Source organism: Solirubrobacter ginsenosidimutans (assembly GCF_027587205.1).
In genome coordinates this window covers 37,710-58,387 of sequence record NZ_JAPDOD010000011.1, presented here as the reverse complement: position 1 = coordinate 58,387, position 20,678 = coordinate 37,710, and the positions used below count along the sequence as shown (strand labels likewise).

19 protein-coding genes and 1 pseudogene are annotated in these 20,678 nt (G+C 69.9%); 12 read left to right on the top strand and 8 right to left on the bottom strand.

Translation table 11 applies throughout. The annotated features are described in order from the left end of the window. Positions 1-15: 15 nt before the first annotated feature. Positions 16-273, bottom strand: a complete 258-nt coding sequence (locus OM076_RS13660; RefSeq protein ID WP_270040534.1) for a helix-turn-helix domain-containing protein — start codon at positions 271-273, stop codon at positions 16-18. Between the two features lie 80 nt (positions 274-353). Between OM076_RS13660 and OM076_RS13655 the strand changes: the two genes are divergently transcribed. Together OM076_RS13655 and OM076_RS13650 are read left to right on the top strand one after the other, a co-directional pair. Beyond that, entirely contained in the window at positions 354-824 is a 471-nt protein-coding gene (locus OM076_RS13655; RefSeq protein ID WP_270040533.1) for a hypothetical protein, read from the top strand. A 73-nt stretch (positions 825-897) separates the two neighbouring features. Continuing rightward, complete coding sequence (locus tag OM076_RS13650) at positions 898-1,836, top strand: sigma-70 family RNA polymerase sigma factor (protein ID WP_270040532.1); 939 nt, start codon at positions 898-900, stop codon at positions 1,834-1,836. A 774-nt stretch (positions 1,837-2,610) separates the two neighbouring features. Here OM076_RS13650 and OM076_RS13645 read toward each other — a convergent pair. From OM076_RS13645 to OM076_RS13630, 4 genes are all read right to left on the bottom strand, one after another. Continuing rightward, entirely contained in the window at positions 2,611-4,140 is a 1,530-nt protein-coding gene (locus tag OM076_RS13645; protein WP_270040531.1) for a hypothetical protein, read from the bottom strand. A gap of 7 nt (positions 4,141-4,147) precedes the next feature. Then, the gene (locus OM076_RS13640; protein ID WP_270040530.1) at positions 4,148-4,855 is read right to left on the bottom strand and encodes a hypothetical protein; all 708 of its coding nucleotides are present in this window, start codon (positions 4,853-4,855) and stop codon (positions 4,148-4,150) included. Further along, on the bottom strand, positions 4,848-5,048 hold the full coding sequence (locus tag OM076_RS13635) for a hypothetical protein (protein WP_270040529.1): 201 nt from the start codon (positions 5,046-5,048) through the stop codon (positions 4,848-4,850). Before OM076_RS13635 ends, OM076_RS13640 begins: the two co-directional genes overlap by 8 nt. A 490-nt stretch (positions 5,049-5,538) precedes the next feature. Further along, positions 5,539-6,117, bottom strand: coding sequence for a helix-turn-helix domain-containing protein (locus tag OM076_RS13630; protein WP_270040527.1), 579 nt, complete (start codon positions 6,115-6,117; stop codon positions 5,539-5,541). Between the two features lie 244 nt (positions 6,118-6,361). On the opposite strand from OM076_RS13630, the gene OM076_RS13625 reads away from it, so the two are divergent. The 4 genes from OM076_RS13625 to OM076_RS13610 all read left to right on the top strand — a co-directional run bounded on the left by OM076_RS13625 (position 6,362) and on the right by OM076_RS13610 (position 11,662). Further along, the gene (locus OM076_RS13625) at positions 6,362-6,844 is read left to right on the top strand and encodes a hypothetical protein (protein ID WP_270040526.1); all 483 of its coding nucleotides are present in this window, start codon (positions 6,362-6,364) and stop codon (positions 6,842-6,844) included. A gap of 760 nt (positions 6,845-7,604) precedes the next feature. Further along, positions 7,605-8,714 (top strand): P-loop NTPase family protein, encoded by a 1,110-nt coding sequence (locus OM076_RS13620; RefSeq protein WP_270040524.1) that lies wholly within the window; start codon positions 7,605-7,607, stop codon positions 8,712-8,714. Continuing rightward, positions 8,715-11,354 carry an AAA family ATPase gene (locus tag OM076_RS13615; protein WP_270040523.1) on the top strand — a complete coding sequence of 880 codons (2,640 nt, stop codon included), beginning with the start codon at positions 8,715-8,717 and terminating at the stop codon, positions 11,352-11,354. Then, positions 11,351-11,662, top strand: a complete 312-nt coding sequence (locus OM076_RS13610) for a hypothetical protein (RefSeq protein WP_270040522.1) — start codon at positions 11,351-11,353, stop codon at positions 11,660-11,662. Before OM076_RS13615 ends, OM076_RS13610 begins: the two co-directional genes overlap by 4 nt. Positions 11,663-11,667: 5 nt before the next feature. On the opposite strand, the gene OM076_RS13605 is transcribed toward OM076_RS13610, so the two are convergent. From OM076_RS13605 to OM076_RS46845, 3 genes and pseudogenes are all read right to left on the bottom strand, one after another. Then, positions 11,668-11,823, bottom strand: coding sequence for a hypothetical protein (locus tag OM076_RS13605; protein ID WP_270040521.1), 156 nt, complete (start codon positions 11,821-11,823; stop codon positions 11,668-11,670). 3 nt (positions 11,824-11,826) lie between these two features. Continuing rightward, the gene (locus OM076_RS13600) at positions 11,827-12,258 is read right to left on the bottom strand and encodes a hypothetical protein (protein WP_270040520.1); all 432 of its coding nucleotides are present in this window, start codon (positions 12,256-12,258) and stop codon (positions 11,827-11,829) included. A gap of 67 nt (positions 12,259-12,325) precedes the next feature. Next, positions 12,326-12,484 (bottom strand): annotated as a pseudogene (locus tag OM076_RS46845) (hypothetical protein); the annotation flags it as partial. A 355-nt stretch (positions 12,485-12,839) separates the two neighbouring features. Here OM076_RS46845 and OM076_RS13590 point away from each other — a divergent pair. The 6 genes from OM076_RS13590 to OM076_RS13565 are packed head-to-tail and all read left to right on the top strand — an operon-like array spanning position 12,840 to position 20,678. Next, positions 12,840-13,799 carry a hypothetical protein gene (locus tag OM076_RS13590; protein ID WP_270040518.1) on the top strand — a complete coding sequence of 320 codons (960 nt, stop codon included), beginning with the start codon at positions 12,840-12,842 and terminating at the stop codon, positions 13,797-13,799. Further along, on the top strand, positions 13,796-14,494 hold the full coding sequence (locus OM076_RS13585; protein ID WP_270040517.1) for a zinc metalloprotease: 699 nt from the start codon (positions 13,796-13,798) through the stop codon (positions 14,492-14,494). Before OM076_RS13590 ends, OM076_RS13585 begins: the two co-directional genes overlap by 4 nt. Before the next feature lie 25 nt (positions 14,495-14,519). Continuing rightward, a complete protein-coding gene (locus OM076_RS13580; RefSeq protein ID WP_270040516.1) occupies positions 14,520-15,596 on the top strand; it encodes a trypsin-like serine peptidase in 1,077 nt (358 codons plus the stop codon). A gap of 9 nt (positions 15,597-15,605) precedes the next feature. Further along, positions 15,606-16,685 carry a hypothetical protein gene (locus OM076_RS13575; protein WP_270040515.1) on the top strand — a complete coding sequence of 360 codons (1,080 nt, stop codon included), beginning with the start codon at positions 15,606-15,608 and terminating at the stop codon, positions 16,683-16,685. Continuing rightward, entirely contained in the window at positions 16,663-19,566 is a 2,904-nt protein-coding gene (locus OM076_RS13570) for a hypothetical protein (protein WP_270040513.1), read from the top strand. Before OM076_RS13575 ends, OM076_RS13570 begins: the two co-directional genes overlap by 23 nt. Beyond that, complete coding sequence (locus tag OM076_RS13565; protein ID WP_270040512.1) at positions 19,563-20,678, top strand: trypsin-like peptidase domain-containing protein; 1,116 nt, start codon at positions 19,563-19,565, stop codon at positions 20,676-20,678. The genes OM076_RS13570 and OM076_RS13565 overlap by 4 nt, the downstream gene beginning before the upstream one ends.

The following is a 20,678-nucleotide window of genomic DNA, read 5'->3' as shown; positions in this document are numbered from 1 at the left end:
ATCACATCTAGCGGCCTATGAGGCGTCGTCCGCGGGCGGCCGTGGGACGTTGTCGATCGCTGCGCCCAGCTCGGCGAGCGTCAGGCCGAGCGCGTCGGCAACGCGTCGCACGGTCGTCCACGTCGGGTTGACCTGGCCGCGTTCGATCCGAGCGTACGTCGCGACGCTCAGACCAGCTGCGTGCGCGAGCGATTCCTGGCCAACGTTCCGAGCTTCGCGCAACGAACGGATCGTGCTCGCGAGCGCTGGGTCGACACTGCTGCGAGGCGGCACGCGATGGAGCGTGCTTAGTACCTGGTGTACTCGCAAGAGCACATGCTACCGGTAGTAATCTACTGGTAGATTTAGATGTCATGGCTGAAGAGCGAGTTAGCGTTGCGGCGCGTGAGGATCATTGGCCTCGGGCACCCAAGGTCGTCGGTCTCGGCGCGCCGATCTCTGTGCGGATCCTGCTGGACGCGAGCGAGGTGACGTTCATCCGCAGCCGCCTCCTGCTCGAGATCGACCATCACGTGTTGCAAGCCCCCGGCGCGGCGTCTGGCACTGCAGCCACCCTCACGGAATGGGCGGAAGAAGTCGAGACGCTGGAGGGAATGCTTCGGGCGCTCGATCGCCACAACGCCGGCGCGGTCGAAGTTCTGTGGCCAACGAGCGTCGCCCATGACATCTTGCGGGGCGCGTTGAGCGATGCGCTCCACGAGCTGGGCGATTGCGACGTGAACGCCTGCGCACCCGAAGAGCTGTCTGGATTGCTCGATGCGGCGCACGCGTGCCTTCGGACCTGGGCTGGCTTCAAGGCCGTCGATCTCGGAGGGCTGGAGTAGCCGAACGGGTGCGGACCGCCGGGTTGTGGTCCCGGCGGCCGCGGGTTCGAGTCCCGTCGCTCACCCCTCAAGAGTGCCTGCAAACGGGGCACTCCGGGCAGAAGCGGACCGGGCGGTCCTCGGCGACGGGGACATAGCGGGGACAGTTTCCAAGTCAACTACCGCCGGGACCGCGGGCGACGAGGGTGGCGATGAGCCCCCATTACGAGTCCGCGGTGACGAGCTCGATCTCTACGGCGAGTTCCATTTCGAGCTGACCAAGACGGTCGCCTCGCGCGTGCACGCGTCATGGGAAGTGGTCGAGGACGCGTGCTCGTTCGCCTGGGTGGAGTTCTTTCGCTATCAGCCCGATCGCGACCGCAACTGGAAGGGCTGGATGGTGACCGTCGCCAAACGCGAGGCCTGGCGCCTGAACGCCCTGGATCTCAGGGAGCGCGAGGCCGTCCGCGGTGAGGATCTGCCGATGGAGCCGGTCGATCCTCGCGACCGGCACGCTGAGATCCTCGAGTTCCGGGCGGCGATCGACGAGCTCAAGAAGCTCCCACCGCTGCTGCAGGAGATCGTGGTGATGCACTCCCAGAGCAGCCGCCACCAGGACGTCGCTGACCTGATGGGTCTCAGCCGTCCGCGGGTGGCGCAGCTACTCGTCCAAGCCGCGCAACGGGTCGCGCAACTCAACGAGGAACGCCACGAGGACGAGCGACCAGTGGCGTCGCCGCGTGCCGCACGGCTCCGCGAGCTCGAGGAGAGCCCGCCGGAGTGGTTGCTCAACGGGGTCGGCCGGCGGCCGGGCAGAACGAAATCCGATAGCGCGATCGTGTTGTCGTGGCGGCGGGCGGCGCTGGTGATCGACGACTTCCGGCAGAGCCACGGCTGGAATTCGCCGACTGACGCGATCGGAGCGATCCCGATCGATCCGGTCGCGCGGCACAGCTACCAGCGGGCCGAGCGAGCGATCGCCGATGTCGCCGAGGCCCGGGAGCGACGGAAAGGAGCTAGCCGCGAACGCTGAGCCGCAACTTCGGCGGGGGCCGGCGGCTCGACACGGCCGCCGCACGCCCGCCCCGGCTCAATGTGATGAATAGCCGGTACTCACTCGTAGGCGAGGTCGCCGAAAGTTCGCCCCAGCGACAAGGGATCGATGCCCTTCAGCACGCCTAGCCTGCGGCTCGCTGCGGCTGCACCGGCAACTCGACCGGTCCGCAGCCTGCGCGTTCCTCGACGCACTCGCTGCAGATCGCCGGCTCCCCTCTGGGACTCTGTGTGGGCTTCGAGCAGCAGTCGCATCGCACCGTCACGCTGGCGAAGATAGGAGCGGTGTGCGACACGGCCTGTCGCTATTCGTCTAGTTTCGACGCGTTGCCAGGCGACTTGATTCGCCGGTCGCAGCCGCCGGTGGCCCGCGACGAGAGTGATGCAAATCCACAAAAGCATATATTTCGACGACCATCGAAAGAAGCGCGTTTGCACAAAGGGATGCGTTTCCACAGACTCGGCGCTTCGGTACACAATTGCGGCGCTGTTCCGAAGTGCCAGAACGATCAGAGCTACTAAAGGGTCGCTCGTTGGACCGACCAGCCCGCCGCTAGCGCTTCTCAGCCGGAAGGTCGGCTGCGAGACCCGTACGGCGCCTTCCAACGAGCCTCACCGTCCAGTTTCGGGCCGCCTCTCGTCGCACGGTGGTTGGACGCGTCGGGCGGCGCTGATACTGGCCCGACGACCGCAACCCCGCTCGTCGTGGAGCGGCCGTGGGTGGTACTCGGCGTCGGTCCGGGTGCGATCTCGGCTACCCGGACGCGAGCGCGGCCGCGGCCGCCGGCCCGAGCGGCGCGACCAGCGCGCGGACGATGGCGTCCGCGTCGTCCCCCAGCGTGTCAGCAAGGCGCGCAACGCTTCGCAACTGGGCCTCGAGCGTCTCGATGGCTTCCGCGCTTGGCTGAACTCCCAGTTGTGTCCCCACCATCGTGCTCGCCTCGGACGGGCTGTGCACGGACAGGAACGCCAGCAGCACGCCGTATTCGGGATCGGGCGGGAGGAAGTAGAGCAGCGTCGGGATGCGGTCGAACGCGTGCCGCAGAAACCGGCGCACGTCCGGGTGCAGGTAGGGCGGATCTTCGTCGTCGACGCCGTAGCCCGGGAAGGCGAGCACGATCTGCCCTTGCAGGCCGCGCCAGCTCCCGATCACGGAGGGATCCGAGAAGATCGCGACGAGGCGGTCGACGTCAAGCCGTTTGACCTCCGCGTCCGTCACATCGACTCGCATCATCCGACGCGCCGGACGCGTCGGCGCCGCGACCGGCACCGTAGCGGGGTGAGCGCGCTCGATGGGCGCTGCGCCGAACATCGCCGCGCTCGCGGCGGCCACAAGCATGACCGCCCGCGCAGTCGCGTCGCGCTGTTCCGGCGCGAACTCCGCCCACACCGCCTCGGGGAGATGGAGGGGGAGCTGCGGACCACCATCCGGACGCAAGGTCGGGTTGAACAGCATCGGCCGCAGCGTCTTGAACGCGATCGCGGCGTAGAGCGCCAAAGGCTGAGCGAGGCCCTCGATCGGGTCCACGCCGCCGGACGCGCGGCGATGGTCCACGGCGTCCAGCAGGGGATCGAGCAGCGGATGACGGAGGCCCTGCGCGCGCCGGACGTCCGCGGCGGTCCCGAGGAACCTGCCGGCGAGTGCCTCGGTGAGGCCGAGAAGCGCTCGAGCCGTGCCGGGTTCGTAATGCAGCGAACGACGGTCGAGCTCGTGCACGAGCGCGATGAAGGTCTCGGCCGGATCGGCCGTAAGCAGCGCCAGCGAGCAGAGCAGCGGGAACGTCGTGAACGTCTCGTCGGCGAGATGGTCGCGCGCGAACTCGTACGCCGTGCGGTACTCAGGTGCGGGCGCTGAGACGAGGATCGCGTCGTACGAAGCAGCCGTCAGCCCGGTCCACACCGCTTGCTTCTGCACCAAGTACGCGTGCGACTCCAACACTGAGCGCGCCGTCACACCCTCGGGGCCGACCGCGTCCAGTACGGACAGCAGCCGCGCCACCTCTGCGCTCGCACCGGGTGGGATCTCGACGTCAGCCGTCGCGGTCAGTGCGCGACGCACGAGGTCGAACAGCCGTGCAGAGAGCCGGTACCCGTACCCCGTGGTCGCAAGCTGTACCAGGTGAAACGACTCGTGCGCGAGCGTCTCCGCGAAGACATGGCTCGGGGTCTCCTGCCGCCACTCGTCGTACGCGCGATTGATTCGTAGGAGGCCGGTCGCCCAGTCCAGGTAGGCCTCGACGCCGTCGTCGACGGCGAGGGCGGTGACGATTTCGCCCCAAGTCATCGGCATGTCAACTCGCTTTCACTTCGCGGGTGACCGCGTAGGTCGCCTTGTCCTGAACCCATTGCGCGGTCACGCTGTACGTGGTCCCGCCGGCGACGCCGTTCACACGCGTGTCGAGATCACCCTTCGGGCCCGCGACCCGCAAGGCCATCGCGCGATACACCGGCTTCGACGAGCGCACGACGAACTGCACGTCGGCGTTGGGAGGGAACCGGCCGCCGATCAAGATCGTGTTCGTGTTGTCGACCCGCGCCGCGAACGTCCCCAGGGTGACGGGGCTCATCGTGGCGGTGACCGTCACCGCGATCGCGACGGCCACCGCGGATACGATCAGCAGGCCGACCGTGATCCGCAGCCGGCGGCTCAGGGCGCGGACGGCGCCGATGTGCGCGGCGCGGATCTCGAGCGGATCACGAGGATCGAAGGCGATGTCGACCGGCAGGGCGGCCCACGTCGCCGTGAGGTAGGCGATCAGGAGCAGAAGCGCTGGCGCGGCAAGCGCGGCGCCGGCCGCCAGGCCGACATCGCGGTCGGCGAGGGCCACGCCGACCAGCGCGGCCACCGTATAGACGGTCCAGAACCAGCCGACGGCCCCGGTCAGCGCCGTCGCGGCGCTCTCCCGGAATGTCAGAGAGCCTGTCGTGAGCTCGCGCCCGCGGCCGAGCCAGTATCGATCGTTGACGACGAGGTCCTCGAGCGGCGTCGGCTCACTCATCGGCATCGCCCTTCATCACGACTTCGTACGCGCGCGTGTGATGGTTGTGGCACGTCAGGTAGACGGTGCGGCGTTCGGCGGTCGCGGGGAGGTCGTTGCGCCGCAGAGCGAGGCCCGGGATGACGTCGCGACCGCTGTACACCACGGTCAGGCCGCAGCCGGACTCGGGGCACTTGAACTCCTGCTCAGGCATCGCTGCTGACTCTAAGCACGCTCAGCAACTCTTGTCCAGCCGTTGCAGGGTGTTGTCGATCCAATCACCCGAGGTGGTGCCGTGGTCACGCCCGCCGGCCCGGGCGCCCGATGATCACTCGCGTGAGACGATCGCCGATGGAGTCGACCCGCGTCGGCCGCCCCCGGCCCTCGCCCTCGAACTCCGTGTCGTTGTGTATTGGCGGCGGGGCTCTCTAAGTTGGCCGGGAGCTCCCGCCGCGTGCCGCCGGATTGCGCCGTGCGGGCGCGCAAGCGGAGTCGTGAAAAGCGCGACTGTGCCACAGCAGCGTTTGCGCGCGCTCTCGGGTTGTGAGATCGCCTGGGCCGCACGCGATCGTCGCAGGGCCGCCGTGGTCGCGCGAGTGCTCGATCTTTCCACTCCACACGTGGGAAATCGATCTCGTGGAAGCCAGGCCGCTCCATCAACGGGAAGGCGAGCGAAAGTGGCACTTCTCGACGCACTCGAGACATCATTGGCTGCCGCTCGCCTCGTCGTTCAAGAGGCCTTGTTCGTCGGGATGGAGTTGGACGCGGAGCCCCCGGCGTTGGCCTTGGGTGACTTGGATGGCGTCGCGGTCGCCGCGGCGGACCTGGTTGAGGATCGTTTGGCGCGCGAGGCCGGTTCGGGCTGCGGCCTCGGCGAGACGGACGTAGTCGTCGGGGACGGCGGGGGTGAAGCGGCGGCCGACGTCTTCGGTGAGCGTGATCCGCCAGGGCGCGTGCGGCGTGGTTTGCTGAGCAGGCAGCAGGCCTTCGCGGAGCCAGCGGCGGACCGTCTGGGTGCAGACGCCGAGTTGCCGGGCGGCTTCGTGAATCGAGACGCCATCGTCGCGGGTCGCTTGGTGGTGCGGGCCGGCGGGGATGTGCGCGCGCTCGCGGATGCCAGCCACGCGAGTGGCAGTGAAGCTCAGGCCGGTGGCGGTGCGCCGGCCTTGCTTGGCGAGGATCATGGCGATCTCGGCGTCTGCGCTGTGCTGGGCGAGTCGCCGGATGAGCGCGACGAGATCTTCGGAGGTGTCGGTGCGTTTGGCCGCAACGCGGTTGAGCATGACGGCGAGTTCGGTGTGGCCCCGCCTTGCCAGAACAGCTCGAGGCGCGCCTGCTGGTGCGGGCGGTCGACGGTGAGGACGACGTCGTCGAGTAGGGAACGCAGAAGCTGTTTGCGATCGCGATCAGTGTCGTGGACGCGGCCCAGACGCGCGGGAGGTCACCCGCGAGGCCTGCCAGGGCGCGCCGTTCGCCGTCGTCGAGCGGCACGGGACGGCGCTGCTCGAGCGTGATGAGGGCGCGCTGTTGGGCGTCGTGCTCGGCGAGCGCGGCCTCGAGCGCGCGTTCGAGGGATCGGGCGACGAGGCGGTGTTCGGGTTCGCAGGCGTCGTACTGCCGGCGCGCGCGTTCGGCGTCGTAGACGGCACGCTCGACGGCGAGCCGCTGCAGTCCGACCCGCTCGTCGTGTTCGCCCTGCAGCGTCTGGATGGCGTGCGCGGTGGCCTGGACCCCGGCCGGGGTGACGGCCTCCAGAAACGCCTGCGCGAGCGCGCGATCGCAGGTCTCCGGTTCCGAGCGCGTGATCGTCGACTCGGACTTCCGCTCCAATTCGGACGCGCCGCGACTTCCCGTAGGCTGGTGTGTCCGGGCATCGGAGCCTTCGTCCAACGTGTGCTGCGTGATCCGGACGGAGGCCCGGACCTCAATATTCCGCGGCCGCCTGACCGCGAGCAACTGACTAGGGCTCGCTCCGGCCCTAAGTTGGTCGGCGGATGCATCGCACGCTGATTTTCGCCGCGCCGCGTCGACGCCGGTCCTCATGCAGGAGATCTAGCGGAGCGCGCTCGAGCGGCCCACACATTTCGCACTGCGATCCCGAACGTGCGTCGCGGCGAGCCGCCGACTGGACGCTGGAGGAGGCGCTGACGGCGCAGGAGCACGCCGCAAGCGGGCCGACGGGCCTGCTCGAGCCCTGCGTCGAACGCTTGCTGGGCGGCGAGGACGCGTTCGAGTCGATCAAGCGGACGCTCGCGGGCGACGAGTACGACGACGTGATCATCCGACGCTACCCAGGCGGACGTCGGAGCGGCTGCGGCGCGACCTGCCGCAGCGCGTCGAAGGGCTCGGCTACCCGGCACGGTGATCACACCGCTGCGCGAGGGGCATCTGTTGGCGTCCGACAAGAAGCGCCCCGCGGCCCGGCGGCGGCTACTGAGGGCGCGGCACCGGCTCGGGCTCGCAGACAAGAGCGACACGCTCATCCACACCATCCCGCACGTGCGCTGACGACAAGGCCCTTGCCAGTGGCGTCGTGTCGAGTTAGATTTTGCGGGGGGGCGCGGGCGACTGACCTAGCGAAGCGCAGACGCCAGGAGCTTCGAGTCTGCCACGCGGCTTTGCCCCGTTGAGGGCCTGTTTGATGCGTGCTCCCTTGTCGCGCTCGCGCCCAACCTTCGTGCTTCACCGAGACGGCGCCCGCCGCGGAGGTTCCCCGATCCGACGGCGCGATTGACACATACCCGGCCGACGGAGAAGAATCGCCACCGACGTGCTGACCTACACGGAGCGGCAATTCGTCACACGGGCGCTGGAGGACAGGATCGCTCTGGAGCAGAATCCGCGCGCGTTCATGGGCGCGCTCGTCGGCGACGGCGAGTTCCTCAGGAAGCTGCGTTACTGCCAGTTCCCCGGTGACTACGCCAGCGACGCGCTCCACCTCGCCGAGACGCTCGGATCGCGGTATCTGCCGCCGTGGCTCGTGCGCCTGATCGCCGCGCTCCCCGAGACCGACGAGATCGCTGCGCTGCTCGAGCACCTGCGCTCGGAAGGGCCGTCCGGCGTCGTGTACGCACCGAGTCCGCCGGAGGAGCCGGAGCCGGCGGCGGGCGTCAGCGTCGAGGACGCGATCGACGCGCGTCGGCTCGCCGGCAACCTCCCGTTCGTAGACCGGTACGCGCTGAGACACTCGGTTCGCAGGCTGCTCGACGATGCCCGCGTCCTCATCGTGAATGGACCGCCGCGAAGCGGCAAGACGTACACGGTGCGTTTCCTCTCGCACGTCGGTCAGGCGTCGGGGGCGTTCGGTGTCGCCCATGTCGAGCTCCCCAGCGATATGACGCCCGTGTACGGACCGGTGGATCTCGCGGCCGATCTCGTAGCCCGGATGGGCCGGGACACCTGGTCGCTGCCGCAGGTCGACGAGGAACCGGCACGCGCCGCCCGCACGCTATCTCGCTGGACGTTGTCGGAGGTCCCACGTGCCGGGGGCAACTGGTGGCTGGCGCTGGACGGCTTCGGGGCGCCTGATTTCCGCGACGACACCCTCAGCTTCATCCGGCAGCTGGCACGCGACGTCGCGACTCTGCCCGGTGGGACACGCCTCGTCCTCATCGACTTCCCGGGCGAGCTCGCCGGCGTCCCTGCCCACGCGATCGAGTTTGAGGAACTTCCGAGCCCGTCGAGCATCGGCACGTTCGAAGTCGACGATTTCTTCAAGAGGCTGTTCGAACGGTTGCCGGGCGAGTTCCTACCCGACGCGATCTCAGCCGCCACGGTTCACGTGATGAACGGGCTGCCCGAGGATGACGGCCGCCTCGAGCGGATGGCGGCGCGCCTGCGGGCCGCGAGCGATGCCCTGGAGCGGGCGGCCGAGGCGTGAATGGAACGCCGATGGACCGGTGAGGTGGTAACCCGGCTCCTCGAGAGGAGCGACCTCGGCCGCGGGATCACGCCGCCGGACCCCGAGCGCCTGCGATACCGACGGGCCGCCGCGGTGCTCACGGTGTTCGATCCCGAGGAGCTAGCGCCGCTTGGCGGTTCAGCCGTGCCGGGTGAGGCCATGCGACTCCTCTTTGAGGACCTTCAGCCAGCCCCTGGTCACGGCCGGCGGTCCGCCTGGACGCTGCGCTCGAACGTCCGGGCCGAGATCCTCGCGGAGTTCGAGGACCGGGTGGCGATGATGCGCGCCCTCGACGCCAACCCGGCGCAGGCCGGCCGGCAGGATCCGTCGCAGCGGATGCTGGCGGCGTACATCCGGGGTTCGGCTCCTGCACTGGACTCGCAGTCGATGGAGGAGCTGTCCGCCAGCCTGCAGGCCGCCCGGTGGCTGCACGGGCTCGTGAGCAACGTCCCAGAACCGGGCGCGGTGCGTACGCTGCTGGACCGGCGGCGGCTCGTCGAACCGTTCGTGCGGCTCGCTGGGCAGCAGTTCACAGACCGGGTGCACGAGTTGCAAACCCTCCGCAAGCACGCCGGCAGCCGCGGGCGGCGACCTCCGCTCGCGGTGACAGGACCGGGCGGCGTCGGCAAGACGACGCTGATCGGCCGGTTCATCCTCGATCATGCCGCCCCCGGGGCTGGTCAGTCGATGCCGTTCGTGTACCTGGACTTTGCTGACGCGGCACTCGACGTCACGGATTGGCGTACATGGCTGCGGGTCGCGGCAAGCCAGCTCGCGATCGAGGCGGCCGCCGCCGGCACACCGTCGCGCGAGGCGGACGCGCGAGGCACGCTCGAAGAGGCGACTGAGTTGCTCGCGAGCCTCGCGCGGCTGAGCCAACTGACCGGCCATCCCACCTTCCTGTTCGTGATCGACTCATACGAGGAGCTTGCTTATCAAGGCGCGGGCAAGGCGGTGCTGTGCCGATTCCTTGAAGGACTCGCCGTTGCGCATCCCGGACTTCGCGCGATCATCGCGAGCCGCGGCCCGGTGGAGCTCGCCCCAGGCGGCCTGCGGTGCCCGACGCTGGAACTCGCGGAGCTCGACACACAGTCAGCGGTGGCGTACGTCAGAGCGTCGGCAGGGACAGACCCTGAAACGGCCGCCGAGGTCGTCCGGCATATCGGTGGAAGCCCTTTCGCCCTCAAGCTCGCCGCCGCGGTGCTCGCGCAGGAGGGAGGCCCGCTTACAGATCTCCCCACTTCACGGCGCGTGCTCACGGTGGGGGAGAACGCAATCCAGGCCGCGCTCTACAGCCGCCTCGTCGCGCACATCCCCGATCCAGACGTCCGCAGGCTGATGCCTTTGATGCTCGTGTTGCGGCGGGTAACTCCGGAGGTGATCGACGAAGTCCTGACTCCCGCGATCGAGTTTGACGCTGATGCGAGGTCGCCCGCCGAGCTGTTCGAGAGCATCCGCCGCGAGAGTGCGCTCGTCAGCGTCGGCGAGGACGATGGCGTACTCCGATATCGCCCCGACCTCCGTCGCGCCCTTCTGCCATTCGTTCAGCAGGAGTCGCCTGCGGAGGTGCGCGCTCTCGACACACGAGCGGTCGACTTCTATTCCGTTCGAGACGGGACCGAAGCGCGCGCGGAGGAGCTGTATCACCGGCTCCGGTTGGGCCAGAACGTCGACGACCGCTGGGTCGCGGGAGTGGAGCGATATCTGCGAGGCGCTGAGACCGAGCTGCCGGCGAGGAGCCGGGCGACTCTCGCTTCCCGATTGGGCTCCGAGCTCGACCCGAGCCTGCTCGCTCAGCTCTCCGATGTCACCTGGGAGCGGGACGCGGCGCGTGGCGCGGCGGACCTGCTCGCCGTAGGCGAACCCGGTGCAGCGCTGGAGCGCCTCAGGCAGCGATCGTCACGCGGTCCCGACAGTCCGCTGTACGCGCTCGAGGCCCGGGCCCTCGCCCAGCTTGGAAGGATCGCCGAAGCCCGCGCGTTGATCGATGCAGCAATCGATACGACGCGGCGTGACGGCAGCCCGGGAGCCATCGTCGTCCTGTTGGAGCTCGCGGCGGACCTGGCCGGTGAGGATGCGGTGAGCGCCGGCCGGTACCTCGACGAGGCGGTCGGCGCCGCCTCGTACGAACCTGACTGCATCCGCCTCCTCGGGCTCGATCTCCGCCGCCTTCGGCTCCAGACCGCCAGGACAGATCGAGAGGACCCGGGGGCGGTGCACTACCTGACGGAGCGGCTTGTCGCGCAGTTCGATGCGGCGTCCGACGCGCAGCTCGCCGCGCACGAGGACCTCGCACGCGCGGTCGCCGCCGAAGTCGGGCGTGATGCACCGCAGGTCTTGGCGCGCGCGCTTCGTGTCGCCGGCGTCGGCCGGCTGGATCAGGAGCGGCGCGGGGACATCGCGTCCGCGCTGGCCGACGACAACGCGCCCGAATTGTTCGACGTGCTGGCCGGCCGACTGGAGCCAGGCCCTGAGGACGAAGCGCGACAGGCGTGGGCGCGAGCCCTCGACCAGGCTCAATTAGTAGGCCGTCTCGACGAACTCTTCAAGAGCGCACTCGCGGCGGCGCCGGGCAGCCCGTCCGTGCGACACGCCGTGGCGCTTGCTCTCGGGGCGTGAGCTTGCCGATTCCCGAAGCCGAGATCCAAGCGCTGGTCGACGCCGCCCTCACCACAGGCCTGGGTGACCCTGGACGGCGCAAGATCCTGCTCGGCAACGTGAATCAGCGGTTCGTCGCGGGCCAGCTGCCGGCCATGGCAGAGCCGCGCACGCAGGTACTGAGCGACATCCGCCGGCTCGCCGGCGTCGATCGCCTGGCGGACGGCTCGGTCCCGCTACGGGATTGGCTGGAGATGGCGGTCGCCTTGACCGCGGAGCGTGAGGAAAGCAGCGTCTTCCGCGGCATCCTCGGCCGCCTTGCGGCGTGAACGCGTCAAGGATCGGCGACGCCCAGCGACTCGAGCGCCGCGGCGAACACGTCGGCTTGAGTGAGCGACGAGGCGAGCTGGTGCGCGAACGCCGGCCAATCACTCAGCGGCAGCGAGCCATCGTCGAAGCGAACGCCGTTGAGCCGCTGCAGGTCGCTCAACAGCTACTGGCGCGCAACGGCCAACGTTGGCAGCTCCGCCGTGAACGTGCTGGGTAGGTCGCCGAGCAGCTGCCCGTTCTCTTCGGGAGTCAGGCCGTTGGGGACGCTGGTGTCGCGATGGCGGCGGATCGTGTCGAGCAGCGAGGCGTAGTCGATGTCCCCCAGGCGGTCCACGAGGTCCCCGTAGCCGGGCGTGTGCTCGACCTGGTACGCCAGCGTGAGCTGGGCGGGCGTTGCGCCGCGGACGACGTCGGCCCGGCAGCCGGCGCAGCCGCCAAAGCCCTCGAGCTCTGGCGAGGCGTCGTGCCGAAACGTCGCAGGGTCCGGGACGTGCTCGAACGGCGGCGGGACGGGCGTCACCTTGGCGTGCTGCATCAACGTCAGATCGGCCTGCCGCCGGCGGTGGTAGATCGGCCACGCGAGGTACTGCTGCACGCGCTCGACGCTCAGGTTCTCCCGGTCGGGCGTGGACGATCAGCAGATGCTGGAGCTGCTTCGTGAACCCTCGCTGGCGCAGGTCGCCAACGTAGGCGAGGGTCGCCCCGGCCGCGAGCAGGTGACGCGCAAGCTCGACGAACATGTGGTTGACGTGGGCACTGATCAGGCCGCGGTCGAGCAGGTCATCGGGCGGCGGCGCGGAGACCGAGATGCCGACCACCATGCCGCTCAGCGGGCGTCGGAGCCAGCGGTCCACGCTCACGAAGCCAGCAGGTCGGTGCCGCTCCGGGCGTTGCCGTCCCTGCTGGCGGCGGGCGACGTCGGTGAGCCGGTCATCGCGAGCGCCACCCCACAGCCGGTGGCTCAGACGATCAGCGAGGGTCTGCGGGCGAAGCTCCGGCGCTACCGCGTGGAGCGCGATCACGCGGCCGAGGTCCCGCGGCACGGCGCGCGCGGCGCGCACGGATAAGTACACGGGGATGCGGAGGCCCGGCGTATCGTCGGAGTCCTCGAAGAGGTGCGCGAACAGCGCCTGCGCGTACTCGCGCCCGGGCTCCCAGATGACGTGCGCCACGAGCGTGGCCGTTTCCATGCTGCGTATGATCGCTCCGACGTCGACCATGCCCGGTCTCCCGGAACCCCAAGAGCGTGATCGTCTACGTATCGGCGAGCGGTTCACGGTGTCCTTCCAGCGCACGCTGCGGGTCCCCGAAGACGGCCGTGAGTATCCACTGCCACCGGGCTGCGGCCCGTTCGGTGTGTACCCGGTCGAGGCCTTGGGCGAGGGCGGGCCACCGCAATGGCGGTCCGACGGCGGGCACTTCATCACGATGTACCCAAGCGAAGCGCTCTGGCTTGGCTTTGGCGGCGCCGACTTCAAGCCGAACGCGGTGCAGGTCTTCGCGGGGTCGATCAACGCCGTGTCCGGCGCCGCCGGCGACGAGGGGTTGCGCGACGACCCGCAGAATTACATCGTCGCGCCGTTGCAGCCGTGGCTGGACGGTTTCAACACGAGTACGGGCGCGATCCGGCAGTTCGTCGCCACCGTCCTCGGCGCCGGACTGAGCGCCGAGGGACAGCTGATCGGCGCCGAACGCCGCGGAGGCCTTGACCTCTTGGTCTACGAACCGCGACCGGGCATCTTCGAAGACCGGCCACCGGCCGCCGAAGCGCCGGCGGGGCCGCAGCACGGCGCGCCGATGGGCCTCGGTGCGGGCGGGCAGATCCGGCAGCGGGTCTACCGCGACCCGTACGGCATCGACACATGGGATCCGGCGAGCGTCCGGCGAGCTCGCGTGCACATCCTCGACAGCGCGGCCTACCGGGCCCTCACTGGGCGCCCACCGCCGCCCACGCCGGTCGATGCGGCCGCGTACATGGCCGCCGGCCTGCCGTGGTTCGACCTCTACGACGAGGACCGGCCCGCGGTCGAAGGGGTGGAGGCGCTCGCCCGCCTGAGCTCCACCGATGCTGCGCACGCCGACCAGGACGTCGCCGCCGGCGCGGCGGCTGCACCCCTAACGAGGAGGAACGCATGAGCGACGATACGCCCAGGGTGTGCATCGACCGTGATCTCCCCAGCGCTTACGGCGCCGAGGAAATGGCGATCGAGATCGCCAAGAAGTGGGAGACGGGGAAGACGTTGCGCGTCACGTTTCTCAGCGGCATGCCGGCGGTGCAGGAGAAGGTCGTCGCCTATGCCCGCCAGTGGGAGGAGTACGCCAACATCCGCCTCGAATTCGGAAGCAGCACGGAGGCCGAGATACGCGTCGCCTTCCTCGGCGATGGATCGTCCTGGTCGGCGGTCGGGACCGACGCGCTCAACCAGGACTTCTTCCCGCGGGGCGGCCCGACCATGAACTTCGGCTGGCTGACGTCGGACTCGACCGACGACGAGTACTCGCGCGTCGTGCTGCACGAGTTCGGCCATGCGCTCGGGTGCATCCACGAGCACCAGAGCCCGGATGGCGGCATCCCGTGGAACCGGGAAGCCGTGTACCGCTATTACGGAGCCCGAGGGTGGTCCAAGCGCGTCGTCGACCAGCAGGTCCTCAGGCGCTATGACCGCAGCACAACGCAGTTCACCGACTTCGACCCGACGTCGATCATGGAGTACCCGGTGCCCAAGGAGCTGACCGACGGCGCGTTCGAGATCGGCTGGAACATGCGGCTCTCCGAGAGCGATAAGGCCTTCATCGCGGAGCTCTATCCGCGCGCCGCGACCGGCACTTGACACGCCTGTCCTGCTCACTCCAGAATTGCTCATCGACGCCCTGGCCGGACATGCTGACTCCGCGACCGTCGCCGCGCTCGCGCGCCGGTCATTCGGCGACATCGTCGCCACCGTCGCACGCGCGCGGCGCGACGCCGCCGAGCCCTCGCCGGCGGACCGGCGCGAGTCCGCCATCGGCGTCGAGACCGCGTCGAGCGCCGACCCGCTGATCGCCGATCTGCGCGCGGCGGGCATCCTGGACCGCGGCGCCGCCGCGCTCGCGCAGGTCGCGGACGGAGCCGCTCCCTCCGAGCCGGCGGACGTCGCCGCGCTCGAGGCGATCATCCTGCTCTACGGCCGCCCCGCCTTGCTGATCACGGGCGGGACGTTCGATACACCACCGCCGGACTGGGTCCAGCTCGCCGACCATCGCGAGTCGATCGACGGAGTGATCCGCGCCGTCGCGCGCGTAGAGGTGACGCCGCCGCCGAATTCGCGGTGGGTCGCGACCGGATTCCTCGTGGCGCCGGGCGTGCTGATGACGAACCGCCACGTGACAAAAGCCTTCGCCGCCGGGGACGGCGTCGAGGTGACGCTGGGCGCGGACACCCGAGCCCGCGTGGACTACGCCGCCGAGCACGCCGCGGTGACGTCCGTCCGCCTCGATGTCACGGACGTCCTCGGCATCCATCCGGAGTACGACCTCGCCCTGATCGCCGTCGGGTCCAGCGCCGCCTTCGAGCCGCCGCCACCGCTGACGCTTGCCGGCGAGGAGCCCGCGCAGCTCGACGGTCTCGAGGTGTACGTCGTCGGGCACCCGGTCCAGGACGGGCAGCGCAACGACGCGGTCCACATGATGCGCATCTTCGAGCGCATCTTCCGCGTCAAACGGCTGCAGCCGGGCCGCTCGAGCGGGATGACGACATACGACTACCGCAGCGTGCTCGCGCACGACTGCTCCACGCTGTGGGGCAACAGCGGCTCCTGCGTGGTCGAGCTCACGACCGGCAGGGTGATCGGCCTGCACTTCGGCGGCGAGTACGCCGAGCGCAACGTGGCCGTGCCCCTGTGGCGCCTGGTCGATGACCCGCTGTTGGCCGCCCACAACATCGCGTTCGCGTAAGGGAGCAGCATGCTCGAGCAGCCCGAACGAGACTACATCCTGCGCGAGCTGACCTCGGCGATGGGCCATGCCAACCACCCACGCACGTGGCTCAAGGGACGGCCGTTCGACGGCGACTTCCTGGCGATCCTGCCGATCTGCGACGACCCCCCGTCCTATGCGCAGGAAGCGGTTCGGCTCGCGCTCGAGCGCGGCCCGCGCCGGACGCCGCCGTGGCTCGTGACCATCCTGCAGGGCCTCGCGGAGACGCCCGAGACGGCGCTGCTGATCGACAAGATCAACAGCGCGCCGCTGCCGGCGCCCGTGGACCCGTTCGCGTGCCAGTGGCTCGACTTCGGGATGCCGTTCCTCGATCGCGTGAGCCTGCGCACCAGCATCCAGTCGGTCGCGAGCACGGGCGGTCGCAACGTCCTCGTCGTCAATGGCAAAACGCAGAGCGGCAAGTCGTACACCGCCGAGTTCATCGACTACATCTCGCGTCAACTCGAGGACGCGGCTGTGATCCCAGGGCTGCCGCGATTCGGCGTCGCGCGCGTGAGGCTCGAGAAGGGCTACGGCCCGACGTACACCGCCATTCGGCTGGCGCGCGACGTCGCGGCGCGGATGCAGAGCTCGGCCGAGCCGCCGCCGGGCGAGCCGGGCGACCTGCACTGGGTCGAAGATCTGGCGAGCTTCGTGCTCACGACGGCGGCGCAGAGCAAGCGCGTGTGGTGGTGGGTGTTCGACGGCTTCGCCGACCCCGACCTCGATCCCAGCAGCCGGCGCCTGATCGAGAAGCTGGCCGACCGGGTCAGCGCAGGCTCCGAGGCAAACGTTGGGCGCGTCGCCCTACTCGACTACGACGACGCGATCCCCGGAATCCTCCGGGCCAAGATCCAGACCGAGCCGCTCGGCCCGCCTGCCAGCATCGGCGAGGTCGACGTCACCGCATACTTCAAGACGCTCTTCGACAGTCTCGGCATCCCGCCCCAGCAGGTCAGCGCGGCGGTCCACGATGCACTCGCGGACTTGCCCACCGACGAGACACGCCTTCCGGAACTGGCCGCCCGGCTGGAGGAGGTGACGCGTGTCTTCCGAGAGCGGACCTGAGCTCACGTCGTGGACCGACAACGCCGTCGCCGACGTTCTCGCCGAAGCGCGCGACCGCCGGCAACGCCGCGGGCGCGTGCCCGGCCCGTCACCGGAGCGCATCGCGTTCCGTAAGGCCGCCGCGGTTCTCGCCTGGTTCAACCCGGAGGAACTGCGCCCCTTCGACGGCCCCGGCCAGCCCCCCGACGCGCTCCGGCTGCTGGTCGACGACAGCGTCGTGGCGCCGGGCCGCCGCAGCGCACCGGTCTGGGCGCTGCGCGACGAAACGCGACGCGAAGCGCTGGCCCAGCTCGGCAGCCGGAAAGCGCTGATCGCGGCGCTCGCCACGAACGACGCGCCGGCGCACGAGCCGCTCCAGCAGATGCTCGAGGAGTACATCAGCGGCCCGAGCCGTTCGCCGGCGGAGCTCACGACGGGCGAGCTCTCGTGCGCATTGCAGGCGGCCGGTTGGCTGGAGGGAGTGCTGGAGGACGTGCCCTCGCCGGCCGGAATCCGGCATGCACTCGATGAGCGGCGGCTGTTCGCGCCCTTCCACGCCCTCGCGGGCGAGCACTTCGCCGGCCGTACGGCGGAGCTGACGACGCTGCGCGAGTACGTGGGCGTGCGGCCACCGACGCGGACGCGCGATGCCTTCGCCCGGACGGTCCGCCGCTGGCTCGGGAGCCCGCGCCGGGCGGCACTCTGCGTGTGGGGTCCCGGCGGCATCGGCAAGTCGACGCTGATCGCGCGCTTCATCCTCGAGCACGCCGGCGGTGAGCAGGATCCGATCCCGTTCGTGTACCTGGACTTCGCGAACTCCGGCATCAAGGCAGACGACTGGCGCACCTGGGCGATGACGGCGGTCCGCCAGCTGCGGATCGAGCCCGCGCCGGACGACGACTCGCCCGCCGGCAGGTCGCCGCTGTTCGAGGACGCCGCGGCTGAACTGGAAGCGCTGATCTCCGCGGCGAGCATGGTTCCCACCATCCCGCCCCAGCCCGAGTTCGCCCCACGTCTCGCGCGGCTGGCGCAGCTGGTGGCGGGCGATCCGTCGGATCAGAAGGATGCCACGCCGTTCCTGCTCGTCTTCGACTCCTTCGAGGAGGTCCAATACCAGGGTGATGCCACGCTGCTGGCGCTCACCACGTTCCTGACGCGCCTGCAGAATGCCCATCCGCGCTTGCGCGTCGTCATCGTCAGCCGCGCGCCGGCTGACATGCGCGTCGGCGGAAAGAGCCCGGAGTCGCTTGAGGTCGAAGAGCTGGACCGCGAGTCGGCGCTGGAGTACCTGCGCAAGCGCGGCGTCGACGATCCGAAGCTCGCGGCCGACCTGGTGCGCCGCTTCGGGGGCAACCCGCTGAGCCTGAGGCTCGCCATCGGCGCGCTCACCGAGGCGGGCGAGTTGAGCGACATCAAGACACGGCGCTGGGGCGGGTTGCTGCCCGTTCGCGACGCCGTCGTCCAGAGCCAGCTCTACTACCGGATTCTCGGCCACGTCAAGGACGAGGGCGTTCGCGCGCTCATCACGCCCGCGATCGTGCTGCGCCGGGTCACGCCCGAACTGGTGGCCGATGTCCTGATGCCGGCGGCGGACATGCAGGCCGACAAGAAGACCGCGCACAAACTCTTCGAGCGGCTAGGCCGCGAGGTCTCGATCGTCTCCGAGGCGCGCGACGGGTCGCTCGTCATCCGGCCGTACATGCGGCACGCGGTGCTGCACCTGCTGGCCGACGACCGGCCGGAGGAAGTGCGTGCCGTCGACGAGGCCGCCGTGGCCAGCTACGCTCGCCACCCGCAAAGCGACGTCGCCGCGCGCGCGGAGGAGATCTACCATCGCCTGCGGCTCGGCCAGGACACTGCCGAACTCGACGCGCGCTGGGTCGATGGCGCGCAGGACTATCTGCGCGACACGCTGGACGAGTTCGGCGCGGGCGAGCGCGCGTACCTCGCCGCCAAGCTCGGCATCTCGCTCGACGCCGACACGCTGCGCGAGGCGAGCCAGCTCGTGTGGGAGCGTCACACCGCGAGCGCGGTCCGTGACCTGCTCGCCGCCGGCGCACCGGCGCGGGCGCTGGAGCGGTTGCGCGAGCGGCCCGCGCGCGTCGCGGGTAGCGAGCTGGACGTGCTGGAAGCGTGGACGCTGTGGCAGGTCGGGCGGCTCGACGAAGCGCAAGCAATCGTCGACCGGGCGCTCGACGAGGTGGGCGGGCGCGGGCGGCGCGCCGACGGGCTGCTGCTGCTTGAACTGGGAGCGACGGTGGCCGAGCGGCGCGGCGATCCGGAGCTGGCCGAGGAGTACCTCGAGCGCGCCCTGCAGGAGGCGTCCCCCGAGCGCGACGCGAGCGTGCGACTGAGGCTCGAGCTGCAGCGGCTTCGCGCGCTGCGATCGAGCGGGGCGGAGGGTGGGCAGCTCGCCGAGGCCGACGCCGAGTTGGCCGCGGACTTCGCGAACGCGCCGGACACGGAGCTTGCGGTCGCGGAAAGGCTGGTGTGCAACGTTGCCGCCGAGGTAGGCGACGGGCGTCCCGCGCTCCTGTCACGCGCCCTCGCGATCGCGCCGATCACGTCGCTCAGCGATGAGCGGCGTGAGGAGCTGGCCGCAGCGCTCGGCACCACACACGAGCTGTCCGCCGAACTGCTCGCCGGCGGTGGCGCAGGGACGCTGCTCGACCTCTGGGCGACGACGCTCAACGTGCCCGCGGCGCCCGACGACGACGTCGCCGCATGGTCCCATGTGCTGGAGCGGTCCGAGCAGACGCTGCGCCTCGGCGACGTTCTGCGCCATGCGCTCGCCGTCGCGCCGCACCACGATCTGCTCTCGATGTCGATCGCGGGCGCGTTCGGCGACGAGGCGCAGCCGCTCGAGCTCGACGCGGCCGATCTGCCCGAGGCGCGAGCATGACCGCCCACCTGACGACCCCGGAACTGATCAAGGTCGCGAACGCCGCGGTTGCCGCGGGTCTGGCGTCGATGCGCCCCGTGCTCCTCGGCGCGCTCAACGCGCAGTTCGCCAACAGCCAGATGGGTCTGAACGAGCTGCCACCGCTCCCGCAGACCATCGCCGACCTCCAGCGACTCAACTCGGTCAGGCGCCTCGTCGACGGGTCTGTCCCGTTGCGGGACTGGCTGGGAATGGCGGTCGAGCTCGTCGGTCCGCGCGAGGAGGCCAAGGTCCTGCGCGAAGCGCTCGACAAGGTCGCGCGCAAGGTCGCCGGTGAGCCCACGCCCTTCACCCCGCAGGAGCTGCCCGAGACCAACGAGAAGATCGTCCACCAGGACGACATGGTCCCGGTCGGGTTCCTCGCCGGGGGTGTGGCGGCGGGACGTTCGGTGGCCAGGCTCGAGGTCCCGCGGTTTGAGGGCGGCGACCAGATCGAGCTGGCACCGGGCAAGCCGCTGCTGTTCCTCGGCACGGGCTGGGTGGCGGCTGAGCGGTTGCTGGTGACCAACCATCATGTCGTCGCGGCTCGTGAGGTGGGCGAGCCGCCGCCCGCTGACGCGGACCTGCGCGCCCAGGCCGCGGGCGCGCGCGCCTTGTTCGGGTATGACGCCGACACGCTGCCGGGCGAGACCGTCCTGATCGAGGCGCTCGAGACCTCTGACGCAGGCCTCGACTATGCGATTCTGCGAGCCGCCGCGCCGTTGCCCGGCCCGCCGCTCGCGCGGGCGGCCGAACGCCTGCCGAACCTGGTCAACGGCTACATCCCGGTGAACATAATCCAGCACCCGGGCGGGCGTTCGAAGATGGTCGCGATCCGCAACAACCTCGTCACGGCCTCCGGCGATACCGACCTGCGGTACTTCACGGACACGCGCGGCGGGTCCTCGGGGTCCCCCGTGTTCGACGACACGTGGCGCGTGGTCGCGGTCCATCGCGGGTCGAGCACGGTCGAGGACGTCGACTTCCAAGGACGCTCGACCGCCTGGGTGAATGTCGGGACCCAACTGGCGGCGATCCTCGACCACGTGCACGCGAACCGGCCTGGCCTGTACGCGGAGATCACGGGGGGCTGA

Coding starts and splice junctions, on each gene's coding strand:
- OM076_RS13655 (WP_270040533.1), top strand. CDS start 354: ATGGCTGAAGAGCGAGTTAGCGTTGCGGCGCGTGAGGATCATTGGCCT.
- OM076_RS13645 (WP_270040531.1), bottom strand. CDS start 4,140: ATGACTTGGGGCGAAATCGTCACCGCCCTCGCCGTCGACGACGGCGTC.
- OM076_RS13640 (WP_270040530.1), bottom strand. CDS start 4,855: ATGAGTGAGCCGACGCCGCTCGAGGACCTCGTCGTCAACGATCGATAC.
- OM076_RS13635 (WP_270040529.1), bottom strand. CDS start 5,048: ATGCCTGAGCAGGAGTTCAAGTGCCCCGAGTCCGGCTGCGGCCTGACC.
- OM076_RS13630 (WP_270040527.1), bottom strand. CDS start 6,117: ATGCTCAACCGCGTTGCGGCCAAACGCACCGACACCTCCGAAGATCTC.
- OM076_RS13615 (WP_270040523.1), top strand. CDS start 8,715: ATGGAACGCCGATGGACCGGTGAGGTGGTAACCCGGCTCCTCGAGAGG.
- OM076_RS13585 (WP_270040517.1), top strand. CDS start 13,796: ATGAGCGACGATACGCCCAGGGTGTGCATCGACCGTGATCTCCCCAGC.
- OM076_RS13575 (WP_270040515.1), top strand. CDS start 15,606: ATGCTCGAGCAGCCCGAACGAGACTACATCCTGCGCGAGCTGACCTCG.
- OM076_RS13565 (WP_270040512.1), top strand. CDS start 19,563: ATGACCGCCCACCTGACGACCCCGGAACTGATCAAGGTCGCGAACGCC.